General features: G+C 25.0%; 9 protein-coding genes and 1 other RNA gene. 4 read left to right on the top strand and 6 right to left on the bottom strand.

All coding sequences use genetic code 11. From position 1 onward, the window contains the following. From nusA to aspS, 3 genes are read left to right on the top strand one after another with little or no spacing between them, the layout of a single operon-like run. On the top strand, positions 1-1254 hold the full coding sequence (gene nusA, locus H0H59_RS00005) for a transcription termination factor NusA (protein WP_194295615.1): 1254 nt from the start codon (positions 1-3) through the stop codon (positions 1252-1254). A 24-nt stretch (positions 1255-1278) separates the two neighbouring features. After that, positions 1279-3873: a translation initiation factor IF-2 gene (gene infB, locus H0H59_RS00010; protein ID WP_185862142.1), complete on the top strand. Its 2595-nt coding sequence runs from the start codon at positions 1279-1281 to the stop codon at positions 3871-3873. 8 nt (positions 3874-3881) lie between these two features. Further along, positions 3882-5582, top strand: a complete 1701-nt coding sequence (aspS, locus tag H0H59_RS00015) for an aspartate--tRNA ligase (protein WP_185862143.1) — start codon at positions 3882-3884, stop codon at positions 5580-5582. On the opposite strand, the gene H0H59_RS00020 is transcribed toward aspS, so the two are convergent. Together H0H59_RS00020 and H0H59_RS00025 are read right to left on the bottom strand one after the other, a co-directional pair. Further along, positions 5568-6065 carry an inorganic diphosphatase gene (locus tag H0H59_RS00020; RefSeq protein ID WP_185862144.1) on the bottom strand — a complete coding sequence of 166 codons (498 nt, stop codon included), beginning with the start codon at positions 6063-6065 and terminating at the stop codon, positions 5568-5570. The two genes, aspS and H0H59_RS00020, sit on opposite strands and share 15 nt — an antisense overlap. 12 nt (positions 6066-6077) lie before the next feature. After that, positions 6078-7301 carry a dihydrolipoamide acetyltransferase family protein gene (locus H0H59_RS00025; protein WP_185862145.1) on the bottom strand — a complete coding sequence of 408 codons (1224 nt, stop codon included), beginning with the start codon at positions 7299-7301 and terminating at the stop codon, positions 6078-6080. Positions 7302-7395: 94 nt separating this feature from the next. On the opposite strand from H0H59_RS00025, the gene H0H59_RS00030 reads away from it, so the two are divergent. Further along, positions 7396-8925 (top strand): NAD(P)H-hydrate dehydratase, encoded by a 1530-nt coding sequence (locus H0H59_RS00030; RefSeq protein ID WP_185862146.1) that lies wholly within the window; start codon positions 7396-7398, stop codon positions 8923-8925. A gap of 3 nt (positions 8926-8928) precedes the next feature. On the opposite strand, the gene lnt is transcribed toward H0H59_RS00030, so the two are convergent. The 4 genes from lnt to mrdA all read right to left on the bottom strand — a co-directional run bounded on the left by lnt (position 8929) and on the right by mrdA (position 14171). Next, positions 8929-10563, bottom strand: coding sequence for an apolipoprotein N-acyltransferase (lnt, locus tag H0H59_RS00035; RefSeq protein ID WP_238785018.1), 1635 nt, complete (start codon positions 10561-10563; stop codon positions 8929-8931). A 12-nt stretch (positions 10564-10575) separates the two neighbouring features. After that, positions 10576-10982: a transfer-messenger RNA gene (gene ssrA / locus H0H59_RS00040) on the bottom strand. A 59-nt stretch (positions 10983-11041) separates the two neighbouring features. Beyond that, positions 11042-12280 (bottom strand): rod shape-determining protein RodA, encoded by a 1239-nt coding sequence (gene rodA, locus H0H59_RS00045; protein WP_185862147.1) that lies wholly within the window; start codon positions 12278-12280, stop codon positions 11042-11044. Next, complete coding sequence (gene mrdA / locus H0H59_RS00050) at positions 12264-14171, bottom strand: penicillin-binding protein 2 (protein WP_185862148.1); 1908 nt, start codon at positions 14169-14171, stop codon at positions 12264-12266. Before mrdA ends, rodA begins: the two co-directional genes overlap by 17 nt. Between the last annotated feature and the right edge of the window lie 3 nt (positions 14172-14174).

Consider the following 14174-nt stretch of genomic DNA (forward strand, 5'->3'; position numbering starts at 1 on the left):
ATGAATAATGAAGCTTTAATAGATTCTTTTTCAAATTTCAAATATGAAAAAAATATAGATAGAGTAAGTCTTATGGCTATTTTAGAAGAATCTATACGATGCGTTTTAAGAAAAAAATATGATTCATCTAAAAATTATGATATTATTGTAAATCCGGATCAAGGAGATTTAGAAATATGGAGAAATCGTATCGTTGTACAAGATGGAAAAATAAAGGATCTAAATAAAGAAATTGAACTATCGATTGCACGTAAAATAGAACCTGATTTTGAAATAGGAGAAGAAGTAACAGAAAAAGTTGAGCTAAAATCTTTAGGTAGAAGAGCAATTTTATCTTTAAAACAAAATTTGCTTTCAAAAATAAATGAATATGATAATACAAATACTTATAAAAAATTCAAAAATAAAATAGGAGAAATTATGAATGTTGAAGTATATCATATTCTACCAAAACAAATCATCATGAGAGATGAAGAACAAAACGAAATGGTTTTACCTAAACAAGAACAAATACCAAGTGATTTTTTTAGAAAAGGAGATCCCGTAAAAGCATTAGTGAAACGAGTAGATTGGAAAGATAATAAGCCTTTTGCAATTCTTACTAGAAAAGATGAAGCTTTTTTGGAAGAACTTTTTAAGTTAGAAATACCAGAAGTTTCTGATGGGTTAATTACAGTTAAAAAAGTAGCACGTATACCAGGTGAAAAAGCTAAAATTGCTGTAGAATCTTATGATGATCGTATTGATCCAATTGGAGCTTGTGTAGGGATGAAAGGATCTAGAATACATCCTATTGTTAGAGAATTAAAAAATGAAAATATAGATGTAATTAATTATACCTCTAATACACAATTGTACATAACAAGATCACTTAGTCCTGCTAAAGTTTCTATGATGGAAGTAAATGAGGAACACAAGTATGTAAACGTATATGTCAAACTTGAAGAAATATCAAAAGCAATTGGAAGAGGTGGGCAAAATATAAAATTAGCTAGTCAATTAACTGGATATAAAATTCATATATTTAGAGATTATCCTTATGAAGATGACGTAGAATTAACGGAATTTTCAGATGAAATAGAACCAGAAGTATTAGAAAAATTTCATAAAATTGGCTTAAATACTGCAAAATCTGTTTTAAATTATAGTAGAAATGACTTAAGTAGATGTACCAATCTTGAAACAAAAATAATCAACAAGATAGTTAATATATTGAAAAAAGAATTTGAGGAGGAATTAAATATAAATACATAAGTTTTTATTACTAAATTTTTATTTATGACGGATAAAATAAGATTAAAAACAGTATTAACCAAATTTAATATTTCTTTACAAAGAGTAATTAATTTTTTACAAAAAAAAGGAATTGAAATAGAACATAATCCTAATACAAAAATAGAAGAAAAGGTATACAAATTTCTTGTTAGAGAATTTCAAACTTATAAAGAAATACGGGATGCCTCTGAAAAAGTTGTTTTACAAAAAAGGATGGAAAAAGAAAAAATAAAAGAAGAATTACTAAAATCAAAACATATTCATGCTCCTCAAATTATACGTGCTCGATCAGAAAATTTTATTAAATTCAAAAAAATAGGAAAAATAAATATTGTAGATAAAAAATATGATACTGAAGAAAAAAAAAATAATAAAGAAAAAAAAATAGAAACAAAATTTATAAATAACAAACCTGAACATATTGATACTATCTATCAAAAATTAGATGGAGTCATGTTAACAGGAGATAGAATTGATTTATCTCAATTTGAAAAAAAAAGAACAAAACAAGAAAATAACATCAAAAAAAAACGAAAAAGAATTAAAAAAGAAATTTTTATTGATGAAATGAAAAATCTTTCTGTAAGAAAAAAACAGGAAAAAGATAAAGAAAAAAAACATTTTTCTTCTAGTTCTAGTGAAAAAAAAATAGAAAAAACTAAAAATAAAAAAAATTTCAAAAAATTAGTAGTTACTGACGAACAAATAGAAAAACAAATAAAAGAAACTTTAGAAAAGTTATCATCTAAAGGTATCAAATCAAAAGCTTCAAAAATTAGAAAAGAAAAACGTCAATACAAAAAAGAAAAAAGACTTATACAAAATGAAATAGAAAATGAAAAAAAGGAAAAAATTCTAAAAGTAGCTGAATTTACTACCGTGAATGAATTAGCATCTATGATGAAAGTTAATGCAACAGATGTTATTATTTCTTGTATGTCTTTAGGAATTATGGTTACTATGAACCAAAGATTAGATGCAGAAATATTAACTTTAGTAGCAGATGAGTTTGGATATAATGTGGAATTTGTTGGATTAGATTTAGAGGAAGCAGTCCAAGATGATAAAGATTTGGAAAAAAATTTACAACCTAGACCTCCAATTATTACTGTAATGGGACATGTCGATCATGGAAAAACATCTTTATTAGATCATATTAGAAAAACAAATGTAATTGCTGGGGAAGCTGGTGGTATTACTCAACATATAGCTGCTTACAGTGTAGCATGTTCAAATAAAGAAAGTATTACTTTTTTGGATACTCCAGGTCATGAAGCATTCACTGCTATGCGTGCAAGAGGGGCTCAAATAACAGATATTGCCATTATAGTTATTGCAGCGGATGATAAAGTTATGCCACAAACTAAAGAAGCTATTAGTCATGCTAAAGCAGCTAATGTTCCTATTATTTTTGTATTTAATAAAATGGATAAAATAAATGCAAATTCTGATAAAATTAGAGAACAATTAGCAAATTTAAATCTTTTAGTAGAGGAATGGGGAGGAAAATATACATCCCAAGAAATATCAGCAAAATTAGGAACTGGAGTCGATAAATTATTAGAAAAAGTTCTTTTGGTCGCTGAATTATTAGATTTAAAAGCAAATCCTAACAAACCTGCAATAGGAACAGTTATAGAAGCTTCTTTAGATAAAGGAAGAGGATATATTACGACTTTGCTGTTGCAAGGAGGAACATTAAAAGTTGGAGATTATGTATTAGCAGGAAGTAATCATGGAAAAGTAAAAAGTATTTTAGATGAACGAGGAAAATCTATTTCTTTAGCAGGGCCATCAAAACCTATTACTATATTAGGATTAAACGGAGCTCCTACTGCAGGAGATAAATTTAAAGTATTTAAAGATGAAAAAGAAGCAAAGCAACTTGCTTCCAGAAGAGAACAATTACAAAGAGAACAAAATATACGAGCTCAAAAACATCTTACATTAGATGAAATAGGAAGAAGAATAGCACTAGGAGATTTTAAAGAATTAAAAATAATTATTAAAGGAGATGTAGATGGTTCAGTAGAAGCTATTGCTGATGCTCTTCAAAAATTATCTACAAATACAATCATGATCAATATTATTTATAAAGGAGTTGGTCAAATAAAAGAATCTGATGTATTATTGGCAAGTGCTTCAGATGCGATTATAATAGGATTTAATGTACGTCCTAATATTGGAGCTAAAAATATAGAAAAAAAAGAAAATATAGAAATACGAACTTACTCTATTATATATGATGTCATTAATGATATTCAAGAAGCTATGGATGGGATGCTATCTCCTGAAATAAAAGAAAAAATTTTAGGAAATGCAGAAATAAGAGAAATTTTTAAAATACCAAAAACAGGAACTGTAGCTGGATGTATGGTTATAGAAGGAAAATTATCACGTCAAGCAAAAGTAAGATTAATTAGAGAAGGCATCGTGATCCATAATGGTGAATTTACTTCTCTTAAACGTTTTAAAGAAGATGTTAAAGAGGTTCATAAAGGATATGAATGTGGATTAGGAATAAAAAATTATCATAATCTAAAATCTGGAGACCTTGTAGAAGTTTATGAAGAGTTAGAAACAGTGAATAAAAGTTAATAACTATAATGTATAGAACACATAATTGCGGTGAATTGTGTAAAAAGGATATTGGAAAAGAAGTCATATTATCTGGATGGATTCAAAAAATAAGAAACTTAGGATCACTATTTTTTATAGATATTCGAGATTATTTTGGAATTACACAACTTATTTTTCCAAAAGAAAGGGTAAATATTTCCTTAGGTAAGGAATTTTTAATTAAAGTTATAGGGAAAGTAGTAGAAAGATTATCTAAAAATTACAATATTTATACAGGAGAAATAGAAATTTTAGTTTCTCATCTAGAAATATTAAATTATTCTTCCCCTATTCCTTTTTCTATAGAAAATAAAACAGATGGAAATGAGGAAATTAGAATGAGATATAGATATCTTGATTTAAGAAGAAATCCTATTAAAAATAATTTGATTCTTCGTCATGATATTGCTTTGGAAACACGAAATTTTCTTTCTAAGAATGGTTTTTTAGAAATCGAAACTCCTATATTGATAAATGAAACTCCAGAAGGGGCTAGAAGTTTTGTTGTTCCATCTAGAACACACGTTGGAAAATTTTATGCATTATCTCAATCTCCTCAACTATTTAAACAATTATTGATGATAGGTGGAATAGATAAATATTTTCAAATAGTAAAATGTTTTAGGGATGAAGATGCTCGTTCTGATAGACAAATAGAATTTACACAAATAGATTGTGAAATGTCTTTTGTAGAAGTGAATGACGTCTTAATTTTTTTTGAACATTTTGTAAAACATTTATTTAAAAAAATGAAGAATATTCAATTAGATCCTTTTCCTTGTATTTCCTATTATGATGCCATTAAAATGTATGGGACAGATAGTCCTGATATTCGTTTCGACATGTCATTTATAGAATTGAATGATTTAGTTCAAAAAAAAAATATCAATTTTTTAAAGGAGCAAGAATTGGTAATAGGGATAAAAGTAACAAAATGTAATAATATTCATGATAAAATTAATTTTTTTTTAAAAAAAATAAAGAATAAAAATTTTTTATGGATTCAATATTTACTGGATAAAACTTTTCTTTATTCTAAACAAAATTTTATGAATAAGGAATTTTTAAAAATTCTTGTAAAACGTTTTCAAGCTAAACCTGGTGATTTATTATTTATTTCTTTCGGAAAAAAAAGAAAAACAAGAGAAATACTTGGAAAAATACGTTTAGAAATAGCTCATTATTTAAATTTAATCAATTATAAAATTTTTAAACCCTTATGGATTATAGATTTACCTCTTTTTGAATGGGAAGAAAAATTTAAAAGGTATAAGGCTGTACATCATCCATTTACTAGTCCAAAAGAAGAAGATATTCATTTATTGGAAAAATCTCCAGAACATATTCGTTCTAAATCTTACGATTTAATTATAAATGGAATAGAAATTGGAGGTGGATCTATACGCATTCATAATAAAAATATACAAAATATAATTTTTAAACATTTAGGACTTTCTACAAAAGAAATAGAATCTAAATTCGGATTTTTTATCAAAGCTTTTGAATATGGTACTCCACCTCATGGAGGAATAGCTTTTGGTTTAGATAGATTTATGAATCTTTTGGAAGGAAATGATAATATAAAAAATTTCATAGCTTTTCCAAAAAATAATTATGGACAAGACATGATGATAAATGCCCCATCTTTTTTAAAAGATGAAAAATTAAAAGAATTACATTTGCGTTAAATTATTTTTATATCGTAAACAAGATTGTTTATATACAAAAATAGCTTCTTTTTGATTTTTCCAATTTCCTATTTTAACTTTTTTGTTTTCTAGATCTTTATAGACCGAAAAAAAATGTTCAATCTCTTTTTTAGTATGTAATGCTATCTCATCAATACTGTTTATTGTATTATAATTAGGATCAGCAATAGGAACGCAAATAATTTTTTCATCTTCTCCTTTTTCATCTATCATAAAAAAAATACCGATAGGTTTTACTTTTATTAAACAACCTGGAATTGTAGGTTCAGTCAAAAATACTAATACATCTAATGGATCTCCATCCATAGAAAGTGTTTTTGGAATAAAACCATAATCCGTTGGATAGCTCATAGGAGAGTATAAAACTCTATCTAATCTCATTCTATTATTTTTTTTATCAAATTCATATTTATTTCTACTTCCTTTTGGAATTTCAATAAATGCATCAAAATTTATTTTCATATTTTATAATTTTTATATTTTTGTATAACAGTTAAATTCTTCTAAATATAAAGCTACTTTTTTTGCGAAACCTCCACCTAAAACTCCATCTATTACACGATGATCATAAGAGTGGGATAAATAAATTTTGTGTCTTATGCCTATTAAGTCTCCATTTTGAGTTTCTATGATAGATAATTTTTTTTGTATTAACCCTATAGCCATAATAGCAACTTGTGGTTGATGTATAATAGGAGTTCCAAAAAGATTTCCAAAACTACCTATATTGCTAATAGTATAGGTTCCTCCTTGAGTTTCTTCAGGTTTTAATTTATTAGATTTTGCTCTTTTTATTAAATCATTAATAATTTTTATTAATCCTACTAAATTGTAAGAATCTGCATGTTTTATTACAGGAACAATTAAATTACCATTTGGTAAAGCTGTCGCTAATCCTATATGAATATTTTTTTTTTTGATTATATTCGTTCCATTAACAGATATATTAATCATAGGAAGATCCTTTATCGCTTTTACTACGCATTCTACAAAAACGGACATTAAAGTCAATTTTTCTCCCGTCTTTTTTTGAAAAGAATCTTTCATTTTTTCTCGCCATTTTATAATATTTGTTACATCCGCTTCAACAAAAGAAGTCACATGCGCAGATATATTTTTGCTAATCATCATATGTTCTGCAGTTAGTTTACGGATTCTATCCATTTTTTCTACAACTTCTTCGTTTTTTTTATTCTTATTTTTATTGCATGATAAAAAAATATTATCATATTTAGGTATAACAATTTTATTTTTTTTTATATGAATATATTTCAATATATCTTTTTTAGTAACACGTCCCCTTTCTCCAGTTCCTTCTATTGAATCCAATTCATAGTAATTAATTCCTTCTATATTAGCTATATTACGGACAAGAGGAGAATAAAAACGTTTATTATTTTCTTCTTTTTTTTCTATAGAAATATTTTTTTCCTCTATAGGAAATATTTTTAATTTTTCTTCCGTTTCTAAAATAGCTATTGAGCTTCCTACTTTAGCTATTTCATTAGGAAAAAATAATTTCTTTTTTAATATTCCATTTACTGGGGAAGAAATTTCAGAATCTACTTTATCCGTAGCTATTTCTACTAAAAGTTCTTCTTTTTTTATAAAATCTCCCTCTTCTTTTAACCAACGAATGATAGTAGCCTCAGCTATACTTTCACCCATGGCTGGAAGGGTCAAATTATACTCGGACATCTAGATAAATCGTTTATATTTGCAGATACAAATAAGATTTTTCTATATAATATAAATACTTATAAAATCAAAAATAATAAATTCATTTTAAAAAATGAAAATTCTTTCTTTAAATCAAATCAGAAAAGTAGATCAATACTGTATTGATTACGAATCTATTTCTTCTATAGAATTAATGGAAAGAGCATCTAAAAGGTGTTTTGATTGGATAATCAATAGTAAATGTTTTCAAGTTCTAAAAGAACCATTTATAATATTAGCAGGAAATGGAAATAATGGTGGAGATGGCCTTTCTTTAGCTAAAATGTTATATTTATACGGAGCAAAAGTTTCTGTATATGTAGTTAATATTTCTAATCACTGTTCAAATGAATTTTTAATAAATAAAAATAAAATATTAAGATATAGAATAGCATTTAAAACTATTGATGAAGGTCAAGAATTCCCATCTTTAGATAATAATAGTTATCTTATTGATGCTATTTTCGGAATAGGATTTAATCGTTCCATAAATAAATATTGGAAATTTTTTTTTAATTATATTAATGAAAAAAAATTTAAATCTGTGATATCTATAGACATTCCTTCTGGACTTTTTATAGAAAAAAATCATAAAAATTTTGAAGGAATAATAAAGGCTACTCATACTTTAACTTTTGAAGTTCCAAAATTACCTTTTTTTTTCCCTAGTTATTCCGATTATGTTGGAAAATGGCGTATTTTAAATATTGGATGGAAAAAACATTTTTTTAATAAAATACATACTAAAAATTTTTATATAGATAATGCATATATTCATACTATATATAAGAGAAAAAGAAAAAAATTTTCTCATAAAGGAAATTATGGACATGGAATTATTATAGGAGGAAGTTATGGAATGATGGGATCTGTTATACTTTCCGCAAAAGCAAGTTTTCGTGCTGGAATAGGAAAATTAAGTATATATGTACCATCTTGTGGATATAAAATTATACAAAAATCTATACCAGAAGCAATTGTAAAAACAGATATAAATAAATATTGTATTGGAAATATTATGATTTCTACTCCTACTGATATCAATGCAATAGGAATAGGTATGGGAATAGGAGAGCATCCAAAAACTGCATATGCTTTAGAATCTTTTTTATTAAAAAATAAAAAAATACCTATGATTATTGATGCAGATGCCATAAATATATTATCAAATAATCTATATTTATTGGATCTTCTTCCAAAAGAAACTATTCTTACTCCACATCCAAAAGAATTTTATAGATTATGTGGGGCATGGAAAAATGATTATCAAAAATTGAATATTTTAAAAAAAATGTCTAAAAAATATAAAATATTTATTGTATTAAAAGGTTCTCATACCGTAATTTCTACTCCTTATGGAAATTTATATTTTAATAGCACTGGAAATCCAGGAATGGCAACAGCTGGTAGTGGAGATGTTTTAACTGGTATGATTATGAGTTTATTATCTCAAAAATATTCTCCAAAAGAAGCATGTATTATGGGAGTTTATTTACATGGATTATCAGGAGATATAGTATCCAAAAAATCAAGCGAAGAATCGATCATTTCTCATGATATTATTAACCATATAGGAACAGCTTATCAGAAAATAAAAATTTAAAATTTATATTTTTTTGATGATGTATATCTTATATATTACAGTGTATAATAAGATTATTATTGTTGTTAACAAACTTATTTTAGCAATAAAATCCCCATGTTTGATATAAAAAGTTTTCTTTTTATTGAGATATATTCTATTGTACAAAATTCCTTCTATTCCATATGGAATAGAAGATATTATTTCTCCTTTTTCGTTTATACAACAAGAAATTCCTGTATTGGCAGATCTAGCTATGTATTTTCTATTTTCAATAGCTCTTAAACGTGCATAAAACATATGTTGTTTATGTCCCTCTGATGATCCCCACCATCCATCATTGGTAATAATAACCATCAATTCAGCATTTTTTTTAAAAAAATTAGAAACGTATTCTCCAAATACAGATTCATAACAGATAATAGGTGCTATTTTTATTCCTAAATAAGGATGTTTAAAAACAGAAGGATAATCTTGTTTACCAAGTTCCATTACAGTTCCTCCAAAATTAAGTAAAATATTTCCTAATATAGGAAAGAAAATTTTTTTATAAGGAAAAGTTTCTACTGCTGGGACTAATTTAGATTTATGATGATACTCTATATTTTCATTAGTTCCTATTTGAATAACTGAATTAAAAATATCTACCCATTTTGTATTGTTAGGAACAGTAGTTTTACTATTATTTTTTTTATACAATGTATATAACTCCATACCTGTAATAAATACAGTATTTGGTGATTTTTTTTTTAAATAATCTATAAATACAGAGATAATTCTATTTTTACTTATATTTTTTGTTGATATTTTATTTCCATTTCCGGGAAATGTAGTTTCAGGAGCTATTATTATGATGGATTTTTTAGATATTTTTTTATCTATTAATTTTTTTAATTTTAAAATTAGTTTATTTGTTGAAATTTTATATTTTTGATAATATGGATCAATATTAGGTTGTAAAATTAATGTATCTACATATTTTTCATATTTTTTACATTCATATTTTATATATATAATATTTGAAACAAAAATCAAAAAAAAAATTTGAGCTATATTAAAAAAAATTTTTTTATAAAAGAAAACTATATTTTTATTTTTTTTATATTCTAAAATAGATTCTATAAATACAATATTTACGATCCATATCCATATAGATCCTCCTAAAGTTCCAGTATATTCATACCATTGAATCCATTCTATATGATTAGAAAAACCATTTCCTAAATTTAACCATGGCCAAGATAATTCCCATTCTAAATGCATTTTTTCAAATAAAATCCACAAACAAACTAAAAATACGTACCCTATTTTTTTACTTTTTGTATATTTTTTTATACACGAATAACAAGTAAAAACAGTTGACATAAAGAAAGAATTAATCAATATAGGAATTAAATAAGCTTCTATAGCAAAAATTCCATTAGTTCTTTTTGCATAGGATAACCACGATGTAGAAATAGCATTCCATGTTAAAAAAGTAATAAAAGAAAAAATAAAAATGTAAAAAAAAGAATGATTTAAGCAATCTTCTATATATAATAAAGGAATAAAAGCTATAAATAAAAATATAGGATTCCCGCTCGTAGGCCAACCAAATACCAATAAAATACCTGAAAAAATACTATATAAAAAAAATTGAATTTTGTTTTTTTGTATCAAAATTGATTAAAAAAATGGAGCTGGCGGGATTCGAACCCGCGTCCAAACAAGTAGTCTAAAAGATTTCTACATACTTATCCAAAAAATATTTTTATCCGTATTTATTCAATTTTTGGATATTGAATAAAAACTTAGATTCAAAATATAGTTTTTAGAAAACTTAAGAATCATCTGTTTTCTTATCCTTAATATTTTTAGTATCTCTAAATCAGAAATTATAAGGATAAATCTCTGAGAGATATTTTGCTTCTGCGTTATTTTTGCAGATTAAGCTATAATGAATTTTACATTAAGCAGCAAAAGCGTACTGTTTTTCGCCGTTTATAATTTGTAACGCTTGATTAACGTGAATAACCTTACGTAACACGGTATGCTTTCTTTTATAACTAATCTTTGCTGTCAAATCCAAAATCAGCCCCTATACTTATGAAGATTAATTTAATTAAAATTTTTGAATTTATAAAAAATTGATCAATATTTAAATCAAACTAATTTTATCTGATGCATCTATTCTGATAAATAAAAATAATAAAATAGTGAAAGACCAAAGAGATGACCCTCCATAACTGAAAAAAGGGAGAACAATTCCTATTGTTGGGAAAAGCCCCATAACCATTCCTAAATTAATGATAAGATGAGTAAAAATCATATTTCCAACTGAATATCCGAAAATTCTTCCAAAAATATTTTTTTGTCTTTCAGATAAAAAATAAATACGACTAATAAATAATAAATAAAATATAATAAAAATAACACTTCCCATAAAACCCCATTCTTCTCCTACAGTACAAAAAATATAATCGGTATGCTGTTCAGGTACAAATTTTCCTTTTGTAACAGTTCCTTTTTGATATCCCTTTCCAAAAAATTTTCCAGAACCAATAGCTGTTTTTGAATATAATAGATTATATCCTACATTATCTCTATATTTTTTATCAAACTCATTCTGAAATATAATATTAATTCTATCTTTATGATGTTTTTTAAAAAATTTTTGAAAAAAAAATGGAGAAAAAATAGAAAAAATAGAAAAACTTATAAATAAAAATAGATAAAAAAATAAATCAATAAATGATGCACTTTTTTTGTAAAAAAAAATAAAAATGAAAATAATTAACAAAAACAATATGATAATACAAGGGGAAATATTTAGTGAAAGAATAAATAAAAAAATAGAAAATAAAAAGTAAAATATAAAAAAAATAGATAACCCTTCTCTATATAAAGTTAAAATAAAAGAAAAAAATACGATAGCAGAACCTGGATCTGGTTGTAAAAATATTAAAAAAATAGGGATTATCAATATAATAGATGTATATAATAATATTTTTTTATTATTTATATTATTATGACTCATAAAATGTGCGATCATCAAAGATGTTGATATTTTTGATAATTCGGAAGGTTGAAAACTAATAAAACCAAAAACATACCAAGATTTTGATCCATTCACATTTTTACCAAAAAAAAATACACCTATTAAAAGAAGTAACGTTAATAAAAAGAAAAAAGGAGTAAAATATTTGTAGTGAATTGGTTTAAACGAAAAAACAATAAATATAAAAATAAAACTTAATAAAATCCATATGAATTGTTTTTCTGCTTTTTCAGGAGAAACAGAATACAAATTCATACATCCAAAAAAAATCATAAAAATATAAATTATTACAATTAACCAGTCTATATTTCTTAATAATATTTTATTTCTTTTTATCAATAGAATTTTTTGTATAATAATTAGTTAATTTTTTCATTTTTGCTATAGTATCGTATACTTTTTGTAATCCTGAAGTCATAATTTTTTTTTCAAGATTTTTTCTATTCACATTATTTTTTATATATTTTTCTGCAATAAGACTAGCGATTGGACCAGCCCAACGAGATCCAAAACCCCCGTTTTCTATTATAACAGAAATAGCAATTTTAGGGTTTTCTACTGGAGCAAATAATATAAAAATAGAATGATCAGGTAAGGAAACTATTTTATTATTTTTAATTTTAATAAAATTTTGAGCTGTTCCTGTTTTTCCAGCCATTCTAATCTCAGATGATTTAAAACTTTTTCCTGTTCCAATTATAAAAACTTTTTCCATTCCATTAATAATAAAATCAAAATATTTACTTTTTACTTTAGTAAATTTAGCTTTAGTATAATTTGGATTGGATATAGGTTGATGATTTATACGTTTTACAATATGTGGAGTATAGAAAAATCCTTTGTTTGCTATAGCACAAACCATATTAGCTAATTGTATAGGAGTTACATTAATCTCACCTTGACCAATACTATTGGAAATAATAGTAATAGCATTCCATTTTGTTGTACCATATTTTTTATTATAATAATCTCCAGAAGGAATAACTCCTTTTTCTCCAGTAGCTAAATCATTATACAAATAATTTCCAAAACCAAAACTTTTGATAATATCACTCCATTCATTAACTCCTTTTGTCAAATTTTTAGGATATTTTTCAATAACACGTTTATAAACTTGTGCAAAATAATTATTACAAGAAACAGCAACAGCCGTTTCTATACCTATAGGAAATCCATGAAGACCAGAATGGCAATGAATTCTTTTTTTTCCATATTTAAACCCCTTGTAACATATAAAAGTAGTATTAGTGTCTACTACTCCCATTTGAAGTCCTGCTAATTCTGTTAGTAATTTAAATGGAGAAGCTGGAGGATAACGAGCTTGTGTAGTTCTATCAAATAAAGGATTATCTATCGTATTTTTCATTAATTTTTTAAATTCTTTAGATCTATTTATTCCTACAAATAGATTAGGATTATTAATAGGACTGGATACTAAAGATAAAATCTCTCCATTTTTAGGATTTATAACAACTATTCCTCCTTTTTTTTGATACATGAGCTGTTCTGCGTAATTTTGTAAATTCCAGTCGATCGTTAAAGAAATGTCATTTCCACTGATAGCTTTTATATTATTTTTTTTATTATTATAAGTACCTGTTATACATCCTTTTCTATTTCTTAACCAATATTTTACTCCTTTTTTTCCTCTCAATATTTTTTCATAAGATTTTTCTACTCCAGCCCAACCTATAAAATCTCCCATTTGATAATAATTAGATTCTTTTTTAATATCTTTTTGGGTAACTTCTCCTATATAACCTAAAACATTAGCAGAACTTTCAACTTTATAATCTCTCAGAGAGCGTTTAGTCCAATCAAATCCTTTAAACTTATAAAGTTTTTCTTGTATAGGAGCGAATTTTTCCTTTGATATAAAAGGAAGAAAAACTGATGGTAAATATTTAGAAAAAGCTTTTGCTTTTTCTAAATTTTTAAAAAAAGTATTTTTTTTAATTCCTACAAGATTACAAAATTCTATAATATTAAAATGTTCATCAATAAGAATTGGAATAATTATTAATTCATAAATAGATTTATTAAAAACTAATAAATTTTCATTTCTATCAAAAATAGATCCTCTTTCAGGAATAATTATTTCTTGTTTAATAGAAGTATTAAAAGCGTTAAGAATATACTTATCCGTATATATTTGTATATAAAATAATCTTATTATAAAAATCAGACCTATAAAACTTAACAAAATGTAAAATTTATATAATTTTTTCAATGT

Origin of the sequence: Blattabacterium cuenoti (genome assembly GCF_014251715.1) — a bacterium.
GTDB classification, from domain to species: Bacteria; Bacteroidota; Bacteroidia; order Flavobacteriales; family Blattabacteriaceae; genus Blattabacterium; species Blattabacterium cuenoti_M.

Bases quoted from the DNA above. Each gene is read 5' to 3' on its own strand.
- nusA (WP_194295615.1), top strand. From the start codon at position 1: ATGAATAATGAAGCTTTAATAGATTCTTTTTCAAATTTCAAATATGAA.
- infB (WP_185862142.1), top strand. From the start codon at position 1,279: ATGACGGATAAAATAAGATTAAAAACAGTATTAACCAAATTTAATATT.
- aspS (WP_185862143.1), top strand. From the start codon at position 3,882: ATGTATAGAACACATAATTGCGGTGAATTGTGTAAAAAGGATATTGGA.
- H0H59_RS00020 (WP_185862144.1), bottom strand. From the start codon at position 6,065: ATGAAAATAAATTTTGATGCATTTATTGAAATTCCAAAAGGAAGTAGA.
- H0H59_RS00025 (WP_185862145.1), bottom strand. From the start codon at position 7,301: ATGTCCGAGTATAATTTGACCCTTCCAGCCATGGGTGAAAGTATAGCT.
- H0H59_RS00030 (WP_185862146.1), top strand. From the start codon at position 7,396: ATGAAAATTCTTTCTTTAAATCAAATCAGAAAAGTAGATCAATACTGT.